Origin of the sequence: Luteolibacter flavescens (genome assembly GCF_025950085.1) — a bacterium.
GTDB lineage: Bacteria > Verrucomicrobiota > Verrucomicrobiia > Verrucomicrobiales > Akkermansiaceae > Haloferula > Haloferula flavescens.
Genome location: NZ_JAPDDS010000002.1, coordinates 454452 through 475030, shown reverse-complemented (window position 1 = coordinate 475030; position 20579 = coordinate 454452). Strand labels below are relative to the sequence as shown.

At 64.9% G+C, this 20579-nt stretch carries 21 protein-coding genes; 12 read left to right on the top strand and 9 right to left on the bottom strand.

The features are described from left to right. Nucleotides 1-166 precede the first annotated feature (166 nt). On the top strand, nucleotides 167-826 hold the full coding sequence (locus OKA04_RS05510; protein WP_264500135.1) for a KH domain-containing protein: 660 nt from the start codon (nucleotides 167-169) through the stop codon (nucleotides 824-826). Nucleotides 827-832: 6 nt separating this feature from the next. On the opposite strand, the gene OKA04_RS05505 is transcribed toward OKA04_RS05510, so the two are convergent. Continuing rightward, a complete protein-coding gene (locus OKA04_RS05505) occupies nucleotides 833-1276 on the bottom strand; it encodes a hypothetical protein (protein WP_264500134.1) in 444 nt (147 codons plus the stop codon). A 143-nt stretch (nucleotides 1277-1419) separates the two neighbouring features. Here OKA04_RS05505 and OKA04_RS05500 point away from each other — a divergent pair, with 143 nt between their 5' ends. Further along, nucleotides 1420-1872, top strand: a complete 453-nt coding sequence (locus OKA04_RS05500) for a hypothetical protein (protein WP_264500133.1) — start codon at nucleotides 1420-1422, stop codon at nucleotides 1870-1872. Beyond that, nucleotides 1872-2633, top strand: a complete 762-nt coding sequence (locus OKA04_RS05495) for a TSUP family transporter (RefSeq protein WP_264500132.1) — start codon at nucleotides 1872-1874, stop codon at nucleotides 2631-2633. The genes OKA04_RS05500 and OKA04_RS05495 overlap by 1 nt, the downstream gene beginning before the upstream one ends. 7 nt (nucleotides 2634-2640) lie before the next feature. Here the strand turns inward: OKA04_RS05495 and OKA04_RS05490 are convergent, their stop codons facing one another. The 3 genes from OKA04_RS05490 to OKA04_RS05480 form a co-directional block, all read right to left on the bottom strand. Continuing rightward, complete coding sequence (locus OKA04_RS05490) at nucleotides 2641-4500, bottom strand: sialate O-acetylesterase (RefSeq protein ID WP_264500131.1); 1860 nt, start codon at nucleotides 4498-4500, stop codon at nucleotides 2641-2643. Nucleotides 4501-4685: 185 nt separating this feature from the next. Then, nucleotides 4686-5219, bottom strand: a complete 534-nt coding sequence (locus tag OKA04_RS05485) for a pyridoxamine 5'-phosphate oxidase family protein (protein WP_264500130.1) — start codon at nucleotides 5217-5219, stop codon at nucleotides 4686-4688. 101 nt (nucleotides 5220-5320) lie between these two features. Continuing rightward, a complete protein-coding gene (locus OKA04_RS05480; protein ID WP_264500129.1) occupies nucleotides 5321-6178 on the bottom strand; it encodes an RNA polymerase sigma-70 factor in 858 nt (285 codons plus the stop codon). A gap of 185 nt (nucleotides 6179-6363) precedes the next feature. Here OKA04_RS05480 and OKA04_RS05475 point away from each other — a divergent pair, with 185 nt between their 5' ends. Further along, complete coding sequence (locus OKA04_RS05475; RefSeq protein ID WP_264500128.1) at nucleotides 6364-6723, top strand: hypothetical protein; 360 nt, start codon at nucleotides 6364-6366, stop codon at nucleotides 6721-6723. A 15-nt stretch (nucleotides 6724-6738) separates the two neighbouring features. Here OKA04_RS05475 and OKA04_RS05470 read toward each other — a convergent pair whose 3' ends face one another. Then, nucleotides 6739-7215 (bottom strand): carboxymuconolactone decarboxylase family protein, encoded by a 477-nt coding sequence (locus tag OKA04_RS05470; RefSeq protein ID WP_264500127.1) that lies wholly within the window; start codon nucleotides 7213-7215, stop codon nucleotides 6739-6741. Between the two features lie 557 nt (nucleotides 7216-7772). Here OKA04_RS05470 and OKA04_RS05465 point away from each other — a divergent pair. Then, complete coding sequence (locus tag OKA04_RS05465; RefSeq protein WP_264500126.1) at nucleotides 7773-8651, top strand: aminoglycoside phosphotransferase family protein; 879 nt, start codon at nucleotides 7773-7775, stop codon at nucleotides 8649-8651. A 224-nt stretch (nucleotides 8652-8875) separates the two neighbouring features. On the opposite strand, the gene OKA04_RS05460 is transcribed toward OKA04_RS05465, so the two are convergent. From OKA04_RS05460 to OKA04_RS05450, 3 genes are all read right to left on the bottom strand, one after another. Further along, complete coding sequence (locus OKA04_RS05460; RefSeq protein WP_264500125.1) at nucleotides 8876-9988, bottom strand: DEAD/DEAH box helicase; 1113 nt, start codon at nucleotides 9986-9988, stop codon at nucleotides 8876-8878. 121 nt (nucleotides 9989-10109) lie between these two features. Beyond that, the gene (locus OKA04_RS05455; protein ID WP_264500124.1) at nucleotides 10110-10619 is read right to left on the bottom strand and encodes a hypothetical protein; all 510 of its coding nucleotides are present in this window, start codon (nucleotides 10617-10619) and stop codon (nucleotides 10110-10112) included. A gap of 68 nt (nucleotides 10620-10687) precedes the next feature. Further along, entirely contained in the window at nucleotides 10688-11716 is a 1029-nt protein-coding gene (locus OKA04_RS05450; RefSeq protein WP_264500123.1) for an SHD1 domain-containing protein, read from the bottom strand. A 118-nt stretch (nucleotides 11717-11834) separates the two neighbouring features. Here OKA04_RS05450 and OKA04_RS05445 point away from each other — a divergent pair, with 118 nt between their 5' ends. Then, nucleotides 11835-12326 carry a VOC family protein gene (locus OKA04_RS05445; protein ID WP_264500122.1) on the top strand — a complete coding sequence of 164 codons (492 nt, stop codon included), beginning with the start codon at nucleotides 11835-11837 and terminating at the stop codon, nucleotides 12324-12326. A gap of 50 nt (nucleotides 12327-12376) precedes the next feature. Then, nucleotides 12377-13810, top strand: coding sequence for a C39 family peptidase (locus OKA04_RS05440; protein WP_264500121.1), 1434 nt, complete (start codon nucleotides 12377-12379; stop codon nucleotides 13808-13810). 86 nt (nucleotides 13811-13896) lie between these two features. Here the strand turns inward: OKA04_RS05440 and OKA04_RS05435 are convergent, their stop codons facing one another. Beyond that, nucleotides 13897-14580: a 3-keto-alpha-glucoside-1,2-lyase-like domain-containing protein gene (locus OKA04_RS05435; RefSeq protein WP_264500120.1), complete on the bottom strand. Its 684-nt coding sequence runs from the start codon at nucleotides 14578-14580 to the stop codon at nucleotides 13897-13899. Nucleotides 14581-14670: 90 nt separating this feature from the next. Here OKA04_RS05435 and OKA04_RS05430 point away from each other — a divergent pair, with 90 nt between their 5' ends. The 5 genes from OKA04_RS05430 to OKA04_RS05410 all read left to right on the top strand — a co-directional run bounded on the left by OKA04_RS05430 (nucleotide 14671) and on the right by OKA04_RS05410 (nucleotide 20511). Further along, on the top strand, nucleotides 14671-16290 hold the full coding sequence (locus tag OKA04_RS05430) for a SpoIIE family protein phosphatase (RefSeq protein WP_264500119.1): 1620 nt from the start codon (nucleotides 14671-14673) through the stop codon (nucleotides 16288-16290). A gap of 79 nt (nucleotides 16291-16369) precedes the next feature. Next, on the top strand, nucleotides 16370-17737 hold the full coding sequence (locus OKA04_RS05425) for an MBL fold metallo-hydrolase (protein ID WP_264500118.1): 1368 nt from the start codon (nucleotides 16370-16372) through the stop codon (nucleotides 17735-17737). Nucleotides 17738-17768: 31 nt separating this feature from the next. Then, nucleotides 17769-18239 (top strand): hypothetical protein, encoded by a 471-nt coding sequence (locus tag OKA04_RS05420; protein WP_264500117.1) that lies wholly within the window; start codon nucleotides 17769-17771, stop codon nucleotides 18237-18239. A 117-nt stretch (nucleotides 18240-18356) separates the two neighbouring features. After that, nucleotides 18357-18521, top strand: a complete 165-nt coding sequence (locus OKA04_RS05415; protein ID WP_264500116.1) for a hypothetical protein — start codon at nucleotides 18357-18359, stop codon at nucleotides 18519-18521. A gap of 55 nt (nucleotides 18522-18576) precedes the next feature. Further along, entirely contained in the window at nucleotides 18577-20511 is a 1935-nt protein-coding gene (locus tag OKA04_RS05410; RefSeq protein ID WP_264500115.1) for a right-handed parallel beta-helix repeat-containing protein, read from the top strand. Nucleotides 20512-20579 lie beyond the last annotated feature (68 nt).

Genomic DNA, 20579 nt, shown 5'->3' with positions numbered 1-20579 from the left:
GCCGATCCAAGACTTTTGAGCAATCGCGAAAGCCACGCCATCGGCCGCGGAGGACTTCCGACCCCCACGGGCAAGCTTGCCTTCCAGCGGCCATTCAGCTTAATCTGCCCTAAAGTTCTCTCCCCCTGAACGACCCTCCATGACGGACCGGACCCTACCAGATCCCATGTCGCAGCGCCCATCCGAAGACAGCGACTCGACCGGACAACCCGAGCCGGAGGAAGATTCCTCCACCGAGCGCGGCTTCATCGAGCTGCTGAATACGGACCTCAAGGACCTGGAAATCGCCGCATCCCTCCGCCGCCTCGGAAACAAGAGGGTGCTGAAGTGGGACATCGAGAAGTCCATGCCCGCGGTCCACAAGTTCGCCCACCAGGAGGTGGACGTCATCGGCTGGGTAAAGCGCGTCGCCAGCTACAAGGTGATGGAGTGGGACTTCCGCGACGCCCTGAAGCTGGCGGACGACAACATGCCGCTGCCCGAGATCGCAGCGAAAGCTCCTGAAAAGGAGCCGGAACCCGCGGACATCGATGCACTGGTGACCCGCCTGAAGGGCTTCATCCAGTACGTCTCGGTGAACCTGATCGACGATCCCGAGCGCGCCCACTTCCAAGTGCACGAAATTTCCTCCGGCGTGATCCGCTTCCGCCTGGTGGTCACGAAGGGCGACCAGAAGATCCTCGTAGGTCAGAACGGGGAAACGGCGACCGCCTTGCGGAACATGCTCAAGGGCACGGCAGCCGGGGAAGGCGTGCACGTGCTCCTCGAGATCATCACCCACGAAGAAGAACTGGCCAAGAGCCTGAAGGAGGCCGGCGGCAACTGAGCGGGCTCACTTGTCCGCCGGAGCCGCCTCCGTGTAAACGGGAGCCGGGGCCGCGTGGTCCGGGCGAGGGCAGCGACTGCCCTTGTCGAAGTAGCCGATAAGGCAGCCATCGCGGGTGAACTTCAACTGGCGCTCCGTGCCGGGGACCATGTTGATCCCCTTGTAGCTCGGGTACTCGGAGTAGTCCCACTCGCCAGCGCTCACGGTCCAGGCATAAAGGCCGTCGTAGGTGAACCAGCCTTCCTCCCCGGATGGCTTTTGCTCGACGAGGATGACGGCGCTGTCCGACCACGGCTCACGCGAGGCCACCTCGGCCTTCGCGCGGATCAGGATCTCACGCTGGGTTACGAGGTTTCCGCAACTGGCGAAGAGGACAGGCAGGAGGAAGGCGATGGCACGCATGGCAGGAAGGGGTCCGGGATTCTCGAAATGCTGGATGCTGCCGGACACGCCCCCGATGGACCTGCCCGCAGCACTAACAGATAATTCACGTTCCGAATCCGTGCCAGCGGAAATCGATGGCCCCCTCCGCGTCCGCCCGGGCCGGGGGTTGAAGTTTGACACCTCCGTGCCTTTCAGGCATCTGGAATGGCGTGGAGGAAAGGCCCGATCATCCCTCCGAACCGACCGAGGACGAGCTCCGGTCGATGCTGGAGGAGCGCGAGGAAGTACAAGCCGCTGAGCAAAACCGGCTCGGCAGCAAGGTCACCCGCGTCTCGCTGGTGATCTTCGCGGTGGCGGCGATCACCTTCTTCAGCTTCCGCGAAAATCGCGAGGCGGTCGCGGACATCTTCCGCGAGCCGGACCCCGAGCCGCTGCACCTGCCGGGACTGGCGGACTTCCCCGAGGACGACGGAAGCGTGGAAAGCCAGCTCCTGCGGAATGCCTCGGGCATCGATCCCTCGGCACTTGGCGCGCCGGGCGGGAAGATCGTCACGAAGGAGGACATCGAATTCGCCTCGGAGCTGCTGAATTTCGGGACCCTGCCGAAGAAGCACGACGAGACTCCGCCGCAGGAAAAGGAAAAGAAGAAGCCGGAGGATTGATGAACGGGATCTCGCCGCTGGCCCATGGCCTCCTCTTCCTCGCGGGATTCGCGGGTGGCTTCATCGATGCCATCGCGGGCGGTGGCGGCCTCGTCACGCTGCCCACGCTGCTGGCCACCGGCATGCCGCCGCAGGTGGCGCTGGGGACGAACAAGCTGCAGTCCTCGTGCGGCACGGCGATCGCCGTGTGGCGCTACTCGCAGGCCGGCCTGACGAAGGCTCCGGGGCTGTGGCTGGCGGTCGTGCTGGCATTCCTCGCGAGCATGGCCGGAGCGCAGGCCGTGAGCGTGCTGGACAAGGATCTGCTGAAGCAGCTCATCCCGTGGCTGCTGGCGGCGGTGGCGATCTACACCGCGCTGAACCGCCGCTTCGGCATCGAGGCGGGCAAGCAGAAGATGCCCGCGGTGCTCTTCGCGATCGTCTTCGGCATCGTGATCGGATTCTACGACGGCTTCTTCGGCCCGGGCACGGGGTCCTTCTGGACGCTGGCGACGGTGGCCCTGCTCGGCCTCGACTTGCGAGGCGCGACCGGCTACACGAAGGCGGCGAATCTCGCGAGCAACCTGGGCTCGCTGGCGATCTTCCTCCCCTACGGATCCGTCCACTACAGCGCGGCGGGCGCGATGATCGGCGGGCAGCTCCTCGGGGCGAGGCTCGGCGCGGGTCTGGTGGTGAAGAAGGGCTCGAAGCTCATCCGCCCCGTTTTCCTCGCAGTCGTCTTCGCCATGACGGCGAAGCTGCTGTGGGACGCGCTCGCGTGAACGATGGCTACTTCGCCACCACGGTCCACCTCAGCTTGAGCTTCGACTTGCCACCCACCTTTGCGACCAGCTTGCCGGGCTCGATCCGGTCGATGCCTTCCACGCGGAGCTTCACCTGGTCGCGGACCAGCTCCACCGCAGGCGCGCTGCCGGTGACGGTCACCTTGTCGGAGAGGGCGATCTGGTAGGAAAACTCGCCGCTTCCCTTGTTCGTCAGCGTCCACTCCATGGTCTCGTCCTTGCACGCGATCTCCAGTGCGGCCTCATTGTCACGGCACTCGACGCGGTTCGGCCCGGTCATCTTCACCAGCGGCAGGCCGCGCGGGCCGAAGCCACCGGGGATAGAAGTGCCACCGCCCGGCTCCGCGGAGAGGAATTGCTTCCCGCCCACGATGAGGCTGGTGACGTGACCGAGCTCACCGGTCTGGATCTGGTAGCCCGCTCCGGAGAGCCGGTAGATCTGCGGCAGAGGCTGGAAGCCGGGCGCATCCGGTGCGAGCTTGTCGGTGCGGAATGGCACGGGTGGCAACCCGGCGGCATTCACCACATTCGTCTGCGGCATGCCGCCCCAGCCGAAGCGCACCGTCTTCGGCGCGGCTACATCCCCGGAAGTGAGCGTGACGCGGCTGCCGCTCACGGTGGCGTCCGCGTAGTGGTAGTCGCCATCCTCACCGGCGATGGCAAAACCGAGCAGGGCATTCCCATCGGAACTCTTCACCGGCTCCTCGAAGGTGACGACGACGCGGCCGCCCTCTGCCCTCACTTCCTTCACCTGCGGCCCGGTGGCCACGATGTCCGAGCCATAGACTTCCTTCCGCGCGAGCAGCGAGAGACGACGGCCGATCTCTTCCTTCTCCACGGGATGAAGGTCGAAGCCATTCGTGGTGTCGTAGCTCACGGCGAGCAGATTGTGCCGCGAGGCCTCCGCGGCCTTTGCCTGCGCCTCGCGCACCCAACTGAAATCCAGCCCGCCCATCGTGCCGGAGAATGCGGGAAGCTGCACGATGAGGAATGGCATCTCCGGCTGCTTCCACTGCGCGCGCCATTGCGTGGCGAGGTTTGCGAGCAACTGCGAATACACCGCGGGCTGGCCGCCGTTTGCCTCGCCCTGGTACCACAGCGCACCCTTCACCGGCGTGGCGGTCAGCGGGGCGATCATGCGGTTGTAGAGATGCCCCGGCTGGATGCCGAACATCGAGCCGCTGATCTGGCTCTCCTGAATCGGGGGCAGCGTCCCCACCGGGGTCCATGCCTCGATGGACGTGCCGCCGAAGGAGCTGTCGATGATGCCGAGCGGCACGTCCCTCAGCTTCGGATCGTCACGCAGGTGGAGCGCGAAGCTGGCGGCGACCGCGGAAAATTTCTTCAGCGAATGCGGGGTGGCGTGGCTCCACTTCGCGCCGGGGTCGGTCTCCGGTTTGTCCGCGCCGGACTTCGAGACGGTGAGAAGACGCAGGCGGGGATCGGCTGCGGCCTTCGCCAGCATCGCATCACCACCGGCAGCTTCATCCAGACCCATCTGCATGTTCGACTGGCCGGAGCACACCCATACGTCGCCCATCAGCAGGTCGTCGATGGTGGCCGTCAGCGTGCCGTCCGAGACTTCCATGACGTACGGGCCGCCCGCGGGTTGCCCGGCGAATTCCACACGCCAGACGCCGTCCGCCCCGACCTTTGCGGGCTGGGAAAATTTCCCGAGCGATACGGTCACCGAGCCATTCTCCGGCCCCATGCCGGTCACGACGATCGCCGCGTCCCGCTGCAAAACCATGCCCGGGGAAAAGAGCGGGCTGAAACGCAGCGGCGCGGCACAGGCCGTGGAAGTGACGGTGACCGCCAGGACGATCAGACGATGTACGAGATTCATGGGATGCAGCAGGCGTTCGGTGCCGTTTTCGGTGCGCGGGTATACGAGGAACCGGGCGTGATTTTTCCAAACCTCTCCCGCATTTCAAATCATGACAAGGTTCGCGAAGCCGGAACGAAAAAGCCTGCCGGCCACGATGGGCCGGCAGGATCTCACACACACTTACTAGACAAATAGTAAATCAATCACACCCGCAGCGTTCCCTCCACCGAGTCATCCAGCGTCTTCTGGATCGCCGCGCCGATGAGCATCTTGATGCCCGCGATGGCATTGCCATGCTTGGTATCCCAATAGTAGCCATCGACCGGCTCCACCTTGATCACGGTGATGCGCGGGTCGTCCTTGCCCTCCGTGAACCAGGTGCGGATGACGGGTTCCCACAGCTCCTCGATTTTCGCCTGATCCCGGGAGACGGTGGCCTCGCCCTTCAGGTGCATGAAGTCGGAGTGCGTCGATCCTTGGAAATACAGCTCCACCACGGGCAAGCGCCTGATCTCCTCGTTCTTCAGGCTGTCGCAGGAGCTGAGGAACCACAGGTTCCCCTCCGCATCCACCTGACGCACGTTCATCGGGCGCGTGTCGGTGGTGCCGTTCGCGGCCATCGTGGAGAAGAAGCAATTCGGAGACTTGCCGACGATTTCCTGGATCTTCGCCACCGCGTCGAGGCCATGGAGGTCATCGCGGGTGTCTTCCGGTTGCTGCTGGTGGATCGAGTTCATGGCCGAGGGTTTGCAAGGTTGTGCAGCCACCGGTGAATGGAGGCCACCCTACAAGGAGCCGCGGAATTTCACGATGTCCAACGAAAGCGATGCCGTCGCGATCAGAGCTGCACGCCGGCGAGCTTGTCGGGATTCCGCACGACATAGACAGCCTTCACCCTGCCGCCCTCGAGCGCGAAGGTCATCGCGCTGAGATTCCCGTCGCCGCCGCGGGCGAGCACGCCGGGCGAGCCATTGATCATGACGAAGCGCGCGGGCGGCGGACCATCCGGCTGAAAGCGACGCAGGCCGATGAACATGCGGGCGATGCGATCCGGCCCGAGGATGGGCAACAAGGCGGCGCGCACCTTTCCCCCGCCGTCGCTGTAGAGCACGGCATCGTCAGTCAGCAGCGCGATCAGGTCGGCGAGCTCGCCGGTCTGGGTGGCCTGCACGAATTCCCGCACGAGCCGCTCGGCCTCCTCCGTCGCCGTCGGCGTGGGATTCGTGCTGCGGGCCATGCGCGCCTTCGCCCGCGATACGATCTGGCGGCAGCTCGCCTCGGACTTCCCCACAATGGCGGCGATGGCTTCGTAGTCGTGGCCGAAGGCCTCGCGCAGCAGGAAGACGGCGCGGTCCACCGGGGCCAGCTCCTCCAGCATGAGCATGAAGGCGATGCCCAGTGAATCCGCCAGCGCGGAGTCATCCGAGGGATCGCCCGCCTGATCCTCCAGCAGCGGCTCCGGCAGCCACACGCCGACGTATTCTTCGCGCTGGCGACGGGCGAGCCGGAGCTGGTCGATGCACAGGCGGGTGATGGTGGTGGTCAGCCATGCCTGTGGCTCGCGGACCGCCGAGGTGTCCGCGCGATGCCAACGCAGCATCGTCTCCTGCACCATGTCCTCCGCCTCCGCCACCCGGCCGAGCATGCGGTAGGCGATGTGGAAGAGCAGGCGGCGGTGATTCTCGGGATCGCTCATGGGTGGGAAAGGCGAGGGGTCGGGATTCAGGGGCCGGGGGTCAGGAAATGCAGAGCGGCGCTCATCACCCGCCGTGGTCGTGGTGGTGACACCACTGAGGCACGGGAATCGGCGACGATCCGTGACATGTGAAGTCGTCGTTTTTGATAGCGACAAGGCAATGTGATCCCTTCATCTCTCCAATCATGAAAAACACGATCCTCCGATTTGCTTCACTGCTTTTTGTCTCGGCTCATTTTGCCAGCGCGGTGTTGTTGGATCCCGATCTCGACCAGAGAGGCGAAGGCTACCTCGTTGAAATCTCGGCAACCGGATCCCTCGAAAGTGATTCAGGTCGGATATTCAAGGACACCAAGTCCTTTCTGGTATTCGCTCGTGAACTTGCCCGGAAGAAAATGTTTCCACGTCTGGTGATGACCGCCGGTGAAAATCCTTCGCCAGAAGGGTCTGCTGTCTTGGTCAAATCCATCATGGCACTTGAGAAGGAGAAGATCCCCTTCTCAGTCGTATTCGTCCACGCTCAGGATCCGGGAGCGAAGAAATGACGCTCCGTCCATTCATCAAACAACAGCCTCCACCGGCAGGCGGAATCCCACTCCGAAGCGATTCCACGCATTGATTGCGGCGATGGCGAGGGTGATCCGGGTGACTTGCTCGTCGTCGAAGTGCTCCTTGATCCCCGCAAAATCCCCGTCGCTCACATGGCCGCCGGGCAAGCGCGTGAGCTGCTCCGTCCACGCCAGCACCGCGCGCTCCGCCGGCGAGTAGAGATGCGCCGCCTCGCGCCACACCGGCAGCAGATGCAGGCGCTGCGCGCTCACGCCCGCCTTCACCGCATCGTTGAAATGCAGGTTCATGCAGAAGGCGCAGCCATTGATCTGCGAGGCGCGGAGCTTGATGAACTCGAGCTGCACCGGATTGATCCCCGCGCCGCGCACGGTCTGCTCCAGCGCAAGCATCGCCTTCATGACCTCCGGCGCCGCCTTCCAATGTTCAAGTCGGGCCTTCGTCGTGTCGGGAGTGGTATTGGTTTCCATACACCCGGGATGACGGGGCAGGCGGGCAGTTTGTGACAGCGAGTCGAAAAACATGGCAAATTTCTTCACCATCAACTTGGTTAGATGAACAATGGATCGACGAACGAAAAATGTGTTAATCGCGGGTCTGCTGTTGGTGATCTTCCAAAGTATGTACGCTCCCCGTTGCACTCCTAACCTCCCACGATCCCAAATGGACCGAGCGTTCATATTCCGCGGCGGTTTTTACGAGGATAGTCAACCTGTCCCAACACCCGAGGGAATGCCGGATGTTATTGCCACCTTCAGGACCACTCCTGCTATGATGGATTGGCCTCGATATGTCGCCGGACTGTTGGTGACCAGCGCCCTTACAGGTTTGGCTTGCCTCACTGTTCCGCGGAAAAGGGAGTAGCCAACACTGGAAGCCATCCGATTTTTCTCCAGCTTGGCTAAGGTAATTTCCGCTACCGCACCGTCGATAGTCCGACCGTCTAGGAAGCGACGGATTTGGACGCCATCATTCCGTCGGATCGCAATCGACGGTTGGGAGGGGATGGGCAACAAGTCAACACGCCATGCCCGCCACCGACCTCCCCATCCGCGCCGCGACCGAGACGGCGATCGCCCATGGCATCGTGCCGGACCGCTGTGAGATCCTGCAGGATGCGAATACGCTGGTGCTCCGCCTGACGGAGACGCTGGTCGCGCGGGTGGTGCAGGATTGCGACGGGCCGCGGCAGGGGACGGCGTGGTTCGCGCGGGAGAATGCGGTGGCGCAGCATCTGGCAAAGGGCGGCGCACCGGTGATCCCGATGCACCCGGACATTCCGCCGGGGCCGCACGAGCATCTCGGCTACCCGATCAATTTCTGGCGCTTCGTCACGCGCGTCGATGAAGCGCCGGAGCCGGAAGCCGTGGGACGCACCCTCTTCCACTGCCACAAGGTGCTGGATACCTTCGCAGAACCGCTGCCCCAGCTTGCCATCATCACGGAAGCGATCCACCTGCTGGAGACCTTGGAGCACCGGGGCGTGTTCCCGAGGCCGACCTTGGAAATGCTGGACCGTCACCTCACGCACTCGGTGAATGTCCTCGCGCCTCTTCCTCATCGGCCGCTGCACGGCGACGCGCATGCCGGCAACCTGATGAACACGACCGATGGCCTGCTGTGGACGGATTGGGAGGATACCTTCGCCGGCCCGGTCGAGTGGGACCTGGGATCGATCATCTGGAACGCCCGCATCATTGATAAGGACGACGATACCGCGGACCGCATTCTCGAGGCCTACCAGTCGGCGGGCGGCAGCCTGGATCGCAAGGCCCTGTGGCAAAGCATGATCGCCCGCGCGGCGGTGATGACGGCGTGGTATCCCATCCTCTACCCGGCCCCCTCCCCGGAGCGGCAGGAGCGGCTGCGCTTCCGGCTGGAGTGGCTGGAAGAGTTGGGAGATTGAGGCCCATGGCCTAGGAGCGTGCAGGCTTGCGGCAAGATGCCGCAGCCACGGCACCTCCCCGCCGTGTCCCAAATCTTGGGGACATGACAAAACCGTCGTTTTCGGTCACCTTCTGCTCATCCGAAGGGGCTCCGGCCCATGAGGGTATGAAAATTTCATGACGAAATTCATTGGGGCCGCATGAGTGTGCGGCCCCTTTTCGTATCCGGATGGAGCGGCTGCCTTCAACGCATCTCGCGGAAGTGCACGCCGAGCTCCCGGCCAATGCGCTCCAGCTTTGCCCGCTCGCGGGGCTCGATGAGCGTGATGGAGACCCCCTTCTTCCCCGCGCGCGCGGTGCGTCCGCTACGGTGGGTATAGTACTCGAGCTGGTCCGGCGGCTGGTGGTGGAAGACGAAGGCGAGGCCATCGACATCGATGCCGCGCGCGACGACGTCCGTGGCGACGAGCACGCGGGTGCGGCCCTTCTTGAAGGAGCGCATCACCTTGTCCCGCTCCGGCTGGGTCAGGTCGCCCTGCAGCACGTCCACCGGCACGCCGTGCTTTGCCAGCACCTTGCCGAGCGTGATCGCCCCGGCCTTCGTGCGGCAGAAGACGAGGCCGCGCTCTTCACCGCGGCTCTCCAGATAGCTGGCGATGAACTCCGCCTTCTCGTCCCGCGGGCAGACAGCGAAGCGGTGGTCGATATCGCGGTTCACCACGTGCGCGCGGTCGATGGTCAGCCGCTGCGGCGTGCCGGTCATGCAGCCCTGCACGAGCTGGTGGATGGCATCCGGGAAGGTGGCGGAAAAGAGCCACGTGCTCCGACGGCCGCGCGTCCAGGCGATGATCTGCTCCAGCTCCTTCTTGAAGCCCATGCTCAGCATCTCGTCCGCCTCATCCAGCACCAGGTGGCGCACGGCATCCAGCGAGAGCGCCTTCTGCTTCACCAGCTCGACCAGCCGGCCGGGCGTGGCGACCACGATGTGGGTCGGCCGCTGCAGCGCGGCGATCTGGCGGTCCATCTTGTCCCCGCCGCTGACGACCTCGGTGAAGATCTTCGCCGAGTGCTTCGTGAAGCGGAAGAGCTGCTTGCCGATCTGCTTCGCCAGCTCGCGGGTCGGCGCGATGACGAGGCCCTGGATCTCCTTCGACTTCGGATCCACCTTCGTCAGCAGCGGCAGGCCGAATGCCGCGGTCTTCCCGGTGCCGGTCTGCGCCTGCGCGACCAGATCGCCGCCATCCTGCATGAGGAAGGGGATGGCCTTCTGCTGGACTTCCGTCGGCGTGGTGATGCCGAGCTCTTCAAGACCCTGGATGAGGTCGGCGGGGATGCCGAGTTGTTGGAACGTGCTCACGGTGAAAATGTCCGCGCCACCGGGAACCGCCGGCGCAGGGACACCCCGACCCTGCCCGCCTAGAGCCCCCGTGGCGAGCGGTGAATGAGGGAATGCGCGGGCTCCTTTTCGCCAGACGCTTTCACTTCCGCTTGAGCGGATCGCGGAATTGGTCGCGGTGGGTGGACCCGCCGTCGAGCTTCGGAGCCTCGGTCTTCTCCGCGGGGATGACCCGGCGCTCGACGACGCGGGTCTTCGGGCTGAGGACGATGGCGTGCTCTTCGAGGCGGGCCTCCAGACCGGCCTGATCGAGGATCTCGGTCATCAGCTTGCCGGCGGAGAAGCCCTTCGCGGTGATGGTCACGGTAGGCGACCACTTCTTGCGGTCGAATGCCTTGTCGATCCACTGGAGCTTCACGCCGCCTTTCGTCTGCGTGTCCACCAGGTTCGTCAGCGCGGTGATCGCGTCGTCCACCGTCGCCTTGTCGAAGACGACCTCGGGGATGATGATGCCGGAAAGCGGTGACTTCGCTAGCTGAGCCTTCAGCGATGGGCTCGCGGCGGGCTTCGCCACGGGTGGTGGCGCGGGTGCCGGTGTCTGCGCGAGCACCGGCACGGACAGCGTGAGCAGGATGGCGGCGATGGTCTTCATTTATCCGCTACCAAGACACCACATGCATGACGGCGCAAGGAGGATCCCGCCGCCGTCCGCCGCGGCATTCACTTCGCCGGGGCTTCCTTGAACCAAGCCATGGCGCTGACGAAATTCTCGCGGTTCATGCTGTGGCCGCCTTCGAAGACCTCCAGCTTCGCCTCGCCGTATCCCTGCGCTTCCACGCTGTCCTTCACACTGGTCGCGTGCGCCACGGTGGAGATGTCGTCGGTTTTCCCGTTGCTGATATAGACACGGATCTTCTTCAGGCCGGACTTGCGGAGGCCAGATTCCTCGCGCGCGCTGTTCGTCAGGTCCTGATTGCAGCCACCGAGGAAAAGCCCCGTCACCGCGAGGTCCGAGTCGAGCAACTGGCCCACGCGGTAGAAGCTGGCCTTCGCCCCGCCGGAAAAACCGCAGCAGGCGTATTTCCATGTCTTCGCGGCAGGCCATGCCTTCACCAGCGCTTCGATGGCCTGCTTGTGCACGGCGAGGTCGCCGCCCTCGCTGCGCTGGTTGTCCTCCAGGCGGGCATTCCCTTGGTCGGTGTCGGCTGCGATGATCACCCAGCCCGCCTGCGTGGCGGCCTCGGCATAGCCGCCCATGGCCCCGATGTTGCCGCTCTTCCGCTCGCCCTCGTTGTTGATTGGCGCGCTCACCCACATGACGTGCTGGGGCTTGGCGGGGTCGAATCCGGCAGGAAGCGCGATGGCAATCTTCAACTGCGTCGGCTTGGCATCCGCCTTTGCGAATTTCTTCAGCGTGGCGGCGGAAAGCGGCTCCTGCACGGTGGTCACGGTGCCGCCCGCCGTCAGCGCGGTGCCGCACAGGGTGAGCGCGCCCGCGGGTGCCGCCGCCGGCGTCTCGGGCGCGGTTTCCTTCCACTCCACGACGAATTTCCGGTCGTCCTCGCTCAGCTTGGACAGCGCGAGCTTCACCTCCTTGCCCTTGAATTGCAGCACCACCTGCTCGCCCTCCACCCGCACGATGTCCGCCTCGATCTTCCGGCCCGTGGTATCCGTCCAGGTGCGGGCATGCGCGGTGGCGAGGGACAGACCAGTTATCAGGGAGAGAAGTGCTGCCGATTTCAAAATCATATGCTGTCGCTAGCAAATCCGCCACGGGTGTCAACGCATCCAGCGTGACCGTCCGGGCATGCTCACCCTGAGCAGACGGCATTGGCCGGGAGGCAGGCCGCCGCGGTAGGCTGTGCCCATGAATGACACCGTCCTCGATCCGCGCGTCCGCATCGGCCACGTGCACCTGAAGGTCTCCGACCTCGAGCGCTCGATCCGCTTCTACCGCGATGTCCTCGGCTTCCAGGTGATGCAGCGCTTCGGCGACGCGGCGGCCTTCCTTTCCGCAGGCGGGTATCACCACCACATCGGGCTGAATACTTGGGAAAGCCTCGGGGGCAGCCCGCCGCCGCCGGGCCGCACGGGCCTCTACCACACCGCCATCCTCTTCCCCGACCGGCCGGAATTGGGGAAAGTGCTGCGCCGCGTGCTGGAGGCCGGCATCCCGCTGGACGGGGCCGCGGACCACGGCGTGAGCGAGGCGATCTACCTGCGCGACCCGGACCAGAATGGCGTGGAACTCTACCGCGACCGACCGCAAGACGAGTGGCCACGGCAGCCCGACGGCGGCCTCGCGATGTTCACCCGTCCACTGGACTTGCAAAAACTTCTCTCCGAGGCTGCAACCTAACACCGAGGTATGGGGTTGAAATCCCCGTGAAACCGGCTTGCCTCCGCGGAATGAAATCCATGCTCGTCTGCCTTCCCCTGGCACTCTCCCTGAATCTCCACGCCGCCATCGGCGAATGGCGGGTCCTGAAGGATGGCGAGGGTGGCTCGATCCGGGCACGCTTCGAGGGCATCAAGAGCGAGCGCTATCTCCTTCGCCGTGAGTCGGATGGGAAGCTTTTCGAGGTGGCGCCGGGCATGCTGCAGGGCGAGGATCGCACCAGCTTTGACAAGCAGGCGTGGGCGCTCTCCGACGAGCTGCGGAAGTTGGACAAGATGGCCGGCCACAAGCTTTTCTCCGGCACTCCTTTCGAAGTCCGGAATGCGAACGAGATCGCCTCCGCCCTCGGCCTCGGCCAAGAGTCGAAGACATCACACAGCGCGAGCTGGCGGAACTACACGGGCGATTCCTACCGGCTCTTTGGCGCCCGCCCCTACTCGGTGGCGCTTTACGCGGACCAGGATGGCAACGCGAGCGTGCTGTCCGCCGTTTACTCGAACAAGGGCGACTTCAAGAGCGGCGTCGGCCAAGGTGAGTCGCACTTCGAGGGCAAATCGACCGCGGACGCCGAAAGCCTCGCCAAGGCGATGGACGCGGATGAAAAGGCCGTCCTCTCCGCCATCACCGGCGCGCTCGGCCAGCCCACCTCGCAACGCTTCGGCGACTCGCGGGCGACCCGCCGTAAGGTGAGCCGCTGGGACTGGAACGGCCACTCGCTGATCCTCTCCAGCCAGGAAGGCGAATACGTCTCCCTGTCCATCGTGCCGCTGGAACTCGCCGACGCCGGTGGCAAGACCGCCAAGGTGCGCGACGGAGACCTCCGCAAGCGCATGCTCAATGACGTGGTGAAGGAGAGCAACGGCGACGTTTACCTCGGCCAGATCCCGATGGTGAACCAGGGGCCGAAGGGCTACTGCGTGCCCGCCACCTTCGAGCGGGCCATGCGCGCCGCGGGCATCGAGGCGGACATGTATCTCCTCGCCATGGTCGGCAAGAGCGGCATGGGCGGCGGCACCTCCGTGGAATTCCTCCTCGAGGAAGTGCGCCAGCAGGTCCGCAGCAAGGGCCGCCGCACGAAGGACGAGCGCGTGAAGGAACTCCGCGTGCGCGACGTGAAGCGCTACATCGACCAGGGCGTGCCGGTCATGTGGACCATGCGCTCGCTGGAAGGCTACAACAAGATCGCCAACGCCAACACCTCGAAGCGCAAGAGCATCAAGGACTGGACGAAGTGGACCCAGGACATCGCCGTCGAGACCGAGGCCCTGCTCAAGACCGAGTCCATCAACGACAATCACCACATCTGCATGATCGTCGGCTACAACGAGGCGACCAACGAGCTGGCCGTCTCCGACTCCTGGGGTGCCAGCTACGAGCGTCGCTGGGTCCCCGCACCCGTCGCGAACTGGGCCAGCTCCGGCGGCCTGTTCATGATCCTGCCGTGATCGGCCGCGGTCTCCCGCAGCACATCAGGGCTGAGGGTCGGCTGTTGAGGCCGGGGTGAAAGCCGCGCCTCCCGGAGATCCCGGCTTCACCTCGACGTCCCCTTCACTTTCACGTTCCGGAATTCACCTAGGTCGTCGAAGGAGCCGAGGCCGATCTTGCCCCAGTCGAGCGTCTTGTCCCGGGCGGTCAGGACCGGCTTTTCCATGTCGTCGAACCACACGCCGATGTCGCCGGTGGCGGTATTGCGAACGATCTTCACCGTGTGCCAAGCGCCCTCCTTCCACGGCGTGCCGGCGGTGCGGAAGCTGGTGACGGGCTTGCGGTCGGCATCGTCCACGAGGTGGATCTGGTGGTGCGGCTCATCCGCCTTTTCGCCGAGGTGGGCGTAGTAGAAGCGGCTCTCCCCGGCGCGGCCGAAGGCGATGCAGAGGTCGTTGTTCCCCTCGTCGAATTTCGTCAGCCGCACCTCTACGGTCAGGGTGAAGTCCTTCCACTCCCTGCCCTCGTACCAGGCGAGATTGAGCGGGCTGCGATACTTCGGCTTTACGGACGACTGGGCGACGAGTTGGAGCACGCGGTCAGTCCCCTCGCCGCGCCATTTCCACGCCTGCGGGTCGGCGAAGGTCCACTTCGCGGGATCGGTGAAGAGGTCGCTCGGGATGGCAGCGGCGCGGCTGTTCCCCGCGCAGCAGGGCGGCACGACCACCTCCGGCGTCTCCCCGGCGGACAGGGGCAGCGCGAGCAGGCAAAGCAGGGCGGCAGCTCTCATGATCCGTGACCATGAAACCCCCTCCCGGGAAAGCAAGCGGGCGTGAAAACAGGTTGCTCCCGGACTATACGGGTGCTTTTCTGAGGGTCCATGACCTCGCCGGATAGCAGCGGATTCACCCCCGAGGACAATGAGCGCCTGTGGCTCGCCCTGAAGGCCTCGAACGAGGGAATCTGGGACTGGTGGGTCGGTAAGACGGAGATCCACTACTCGCGCCGCATCCTGGAATTCCTCGAGTGCAGCGAGGGCACCGCGCCGAATATCTTCCTCACCCCGCACGCGGAGATCCATGCGGACGACCGGGACCGCTTCTCCCGCGCGCTGGTAAATGTGCTCAGCCCGTCCGGCCCGGAGCTCTTCGCGATCGACTGCCGGCTCCAGACCGGCGGCGGGCATTGGCGCTGGCTGCGCATCCGCGGCACCGTGGTCCGCGGACGGAATGGCGAGGCTCAGCGCATCGCGGGCTCGATGATCGACATCTCCCTGCGCAAGCAGGCCGAGGCGCAGATCGAGGACGAGCGCCACATCCTGCGCTCGCTCATCGACTGCGTGCCGCTGCAGGTCTATTTCAAGGACCTCGACTCGCGCTTCGTGCTGGTGAACGGCCAGATGGCCGAGTGGAACGGCCAGCCAAGCCCGGAGTCGGTGATAGGGAAGCACGACCGGGATTTCTTCGCCTCCGCCCACTGGCAGGAGGCCGAGGCGGATGAAAAGGAGATCATGGCCAGCGGGAATGCGGTCATGGAAAAGGTGGAGCGCGAGGTGCGCGAGGACGGCAAGGTGACCTGGGTGCTGACGTCGAAGTTCCCGTGGTTCGACCGCACGGGCCGGGTGAAGGGCACCTTCGGCGTGTCCAGCGACGTGACCGAGCTGGTGACCGCGAAGCAGGCCGCGACCGATCTGGCGGGCGAGCTCCAGATACGCAACCAAGCGTATGAGGAGGAACTGCAACTCGCCCGGGAGATCCAGCACGCGCTCGCGGGCTCGTCCTTTCCGGAGGTCTCCACCGAGCGGGCGTCCCTGCACTTCGGCGCGCGCTATCTGCCGATCTCCGGGCTGGCGGGGGATTTCTTCGAGGTGCTGCGCATTTCCGATGATTCCGTGGGCATGCTGATCTGCGACGTGATGGGCCACGGGGTCCGCTCGGCGCTCATCGTCGCGATGCTGCGCGGGCTCCTGGAAAAGCAGCGTAGCAGCGCGGCCGATCCGTCCGCCTTCCTCCACGGGCTGAACAACGGCCTGCACGCCATCCTGGACCGGGCGGGGGCTACGATGTTTGCCACCGCCTTCTACGCCGTGCTCGACCTGGGCGAGGGCACGCTGCGCTACGCCAGCGCCGGCCACCCGGGGGGCATCGCCACCGGACCCGGCGGCGTGCAGCAGCTAGCCTCGGGGAAAAAGCAGAAGGGCCCGGGCCTCGGCCTCATCGCCAGGGCGGACTACCCGGCCGGGGAAATCCCGCTGAAAGGGGTGCATCGCCTGCTGCTTTTCACCGACGGTATCCTCGAGGCGGAGAATCCGGACGGGGAGCCATTCCTGGAAAAACGCCTGATGGAAACCGCGGGCGGCTGCCACGGCGGCACCCTGGAAGAGCTGCTGGATCTGGTGCTGAACCGGGTGCTCCAGTACTCGGACAGCCACCATTTCGACGACGATGTCTGCCTGCTGGGCGTGGAGGTCCTGCCCGTCCCGGCCACGGCGGGCTGCTGAGGGCCGCGCATCCCGCTGGAAATCAGCCATCGACTTTTCCCCGGCGGTCCCCATGGTTCCGGGGCTTCCGTTTTCCTACATGCTTTTCCGCAGCCTTTGCCGCAGCGCCGAGATCGGTGCGAATTCCTACCTGCTCGACACCGGAAAGGCCCGCGTGGTCCTCGATGCGGGACTTCACCCGAAACACGACGGCCTGGAAGGACTGCCACGCTACGACCAGCTCGAGGACGGCTCCATCGACTCCGTGGTGGTGACCCACGCGCACCTGGACCACATCGGCTCGCTGCCCGTGCTGCTGAGCCGCCAGCCGCAGGCAAAGGCCTTCTTCTCCCCGGCTGCCGCCGAGCTCTCGGTCGCCATGCTTCACAATTCCGTGAACGTGATGCAGGCGAAGCGCACGGAGCTGGGCATCGTGGAGTATCCGCTCTTCACCCACCGGGGCATCGACGACCTTGAGAAGGTCTTCGAGACGCGCCCGCTGGAGCGCCCCTTCGAGATGGACTCCGGGGGCACGCTCATCGGCACCTTTCATGACGCCGGTCACGTGCTCGGCTCCACCGGCATCACGATGGAGGCGAATGGCCACCGTGTGATGTACACGGGCGACGTGAATTTCGAGGACTCCACGCTGATCAAGGGCGCGCGCTTCCCCGAGGAGCACGTGGACACCCTGATCATCGAGACCACCCGCGGCGACAGCCAGCGGCGGCCGGACTACACGCGGCAGGGCGAGGAAAGGCGCCTGGCCGAAGCGATCTCCCGCACCATCGAGCGGCGCGGCAGCGTGCTCATCCCCGTCTTCGCCATGGGCAAGACGCAGGAGGTGCTGACCATGATCCATCGCTTCAAGAAGGCGGGGCTGATCCCGAAGAAGACCCCGGTCTTCATCGGCGGCCTCAGCACGAAGATGACGGTGATCTACGACAAGTATGCAAAGGGCCGCACGCGCCGCAGCGACGATGGCTTCCGCATCCTGGAGGACATGGACCTGCAGGCGGGCAACCGCAAGAAGGCCGGCCCCATCCCGCTGAATCCCGGCGCGATCTATTGCCTCTCCAGCGGCATGATGAGCGAGAACACGGTCTCGAACGGATTTGCCCGCGCCGGCTTCCTGGAGAACCCGAAGAACGCGCTGCTCTTCGTGGGCTACGCCGATCCCGCCTCGCCCGCAGGCCACCTGCGCATGGGCCAGACGGGAGAGAAGGTGGTGCTCGACTCGCGCTACCCGGCCGTGGCCCGCAAGTGCGAGATGGAGGTCTTCGACTTCAGCGGCCACTCCACGCGCGACGCCCTGCTCGACTACATCCTGAAGGTGAAGCCGAAGAAGGTCTTCCTGGTCCACGGCGATCCGAAGGCAACGGCGTGGTTCAAGGAACAGCTCCGGATCAAACTGCCGAAGACGGAGGCGATCATCCCGGAACCGGGCAAGGATTACGTGCTCGATTGAGGGCTGCGGGCTTGGTCTGCTGGCCCGGACCATGAACAAGAGTTCGATTGCCACCCGGCTCCTCACCCACGTCGCGGCGGGGCTCCTCGTGGGGGCCGGTGCCTATCAATTCGGGCTGGAAAAAGGGCGGAGGCAGGGCGCGGCGGTGCAGGAGCAGCGCTCGAAGCTCGGCCATTCCCAGAACACCGCGGTCTACCTCGTCCTCGCGGCGAAGAAGGAGAAGGAAGGCGATGTCGCCCTGGCAGAGAGCACCCGGTATCGGCTTCTCTACGGCTCCGTGCTGGACATGCAGGACGCCATCGACTCAGGACAATTGAGCCCTGCCGAACTCAGCAAGTGGCCACCCGGACCCGTGTTTTCCGAAGTCGCGACTTACTACCGCAACCACCCGGAATCCGTCACCCCGATCGAGGACGATCCCTTCGCCAAGGACTTCGTCCCGAAGCTCCGCAAGCTGATGGATAAATATGATCCGGCGAGGACGTCATCAGGTGGACCCTGAACTCCCGGCTCCGAAAAGTGATTGCATCAAATGGCGGAGGCCTCGGGGAGATATCCGGAGGTGATGATCGATTGTGAACTTGCCGCAGGTGGCTCCTGCTCATAAGGACAGGGTTCAATGAACATTCATTCCCTGACCCTTGCCGCGGGAGCCTTTGCCCTGCTTCTTTCCGCGTCGATGGCGGTCACAAATCCCAGGAGCGAGCTGTTCCAGACATTCATCATCGCTTCGTCGATCTTGCTAGGCGCAGGCGTGATCTCATCGTCGAAGGAGCAACGCTGAACGACCCCTCGGAATCATGCTGGCCATGCGCCCTCTCTTTTGCAGCGATCGCGGCATGAATCTCCGGGCCCTGTGCACGCTTGCCCTCTTGTCCCTGCCGCTCACCGCGGCGGACTACCACCTGAGCCCCACCGGTAGCGATGCCGCGGCGGGCAGCGAGGCTCAGCCGTGGAAGACGCTGGCCCATGCGGTGCCGCTGCTCGCGGCGGGCGATACGCTGCACCTGCACGCGGGAGTGTATGCGGAGCGGTTGTTGCTTTCCGGGAAAAGCGGGACGGCCGTGGCACCCATCGTGATCCGGGCGTGGCAAGGGGCCGCGGCGGCGATCGACGGCGGCACCCTCACCGTGCCGACCAGCGGCGGACGGGCGGGACTGGTGGAGATGAAGAATTGCAACCACGTCCACCTGCGCGGGCTGGACATCCGGAACTACAAGACGACGAGCGCCTCCAGCATCCCGACCGGCCTGCTGATCGAGGGCAGCGGCAGCGGGCTGAAGGTGCTGGATTGCAAGGTCCACGAGATCTGGCAGAGCAGCACGACGAAGGCCTCGAACGGCTTCGGCGTCGCGGTCTACGGGAATACCGCCACGGCCATCGACGGGCTGGTGATCGATGGCAACGAGGTCCACAACCTGCGCACCGGCCAGAGCGAATCGCTGGTGCTGAATGGCAACGTGACGAACTTCACGGTGAGCCGGAACCACGTCCACCACTGCAACAACATCGGCATCGACATGATCGGCTACGAGGGCTCGGCCCCGGCCGCGGTGGACCGTGCGCGGGACGGCGTGGCGCGGGACAATCTGGTCCACGACATCGATAGCGCCTACAATCCCGGCTACGGCGGGAACTTCACCACCGGCGGCGGCGACCGCTCCGCGGCGGGCATCTACATCGACGGCGGCACGAATATCATCGTGGAGAGGAACCGCGTGTATGGGTCCAACTTCGGCATCGAGCTCGCCAGCGAGGCGGCCGGCGGCTTCACCGATCACATCGTGATGCGGGACAACCTGCTGCATCACAACCACAAGGCCGGCATCATCATGGGCGGCTACGATCACCAGCGCGGCACGACCCGGAACTGCGAGGTGCGAAACAACACGCTCTACCGCAACGACACGGACGTCTCCCACGGAGGACAGATCACCCTGCAATTCTACCTGCAGGACAATGCCTTCAAGAACAACATCCTCTGGGCGAGCGAAGCGACCGGACAGATGGTGGTCCACTATGTCGAGGGCGGATCGGCGGCGCAGCGGGCCTTTTCCACCAGCAATGTCTTCGACTACAATCTTTACTATTACGGGGGAAGCGAGGCGGCCATCGAGTTCGGACTGAACCGCACCGGCAGCGGCGGCGGCAATCAGGGGAACACCACCTACAGCGGACTCGCCGCATGGCGCACGGCGGTCGGCAGCGATGCGAACTCCGCCTTCCTCAATCCCGGCTTCGCGGTGGCGACACCCGGAGCCACCCCGGCGGCGGAGGATTTCAAGATCACTCCGGCCGCAGCGGCTCGCGACCGTGGTGAGCCGGGCTTCGTCCCCGCGGCGGCGGAGAAAGACTACTTCGGGAAATCGCGCCGGGCGAACGGACGCGTGGATGTGGGCGCACACGAATTCATGACCGGCCTGCAAGCGTGGCGGGACACGCATTTCAGCCTGCCGGACGGTGGCCCGCCCGCAGGCAATGACGACGACCCCGATGCCGATGGCATCCGCAATCTGGTGGAGTATTCGCAGGGGATGAATCCCACGCTCGCGGACCTCCACCTCGCGCCCTCCGGGAGCATGGCCGGAAGCGTCTTCCGCTTCCGCTACCGGAAGGACGCGCCCGAGCTCACCTACGCGGTGCAGTCTTCCACCGATCTCGGCACCTGGCCCGCGGCGACTCCCGCAGAGCAAGGCGATGGCAGCGGCAACTACTGGCGCGACTTTCCCATGGCAGGCGGGAATCGCTTCGTGCGGCTGTCGGTATCGCCGTGAGGCAGGCCACCCCTACAAGACATGTAGGGATCTCTCCCAGAGATCCGCATTTCACCAAATCTTCACGA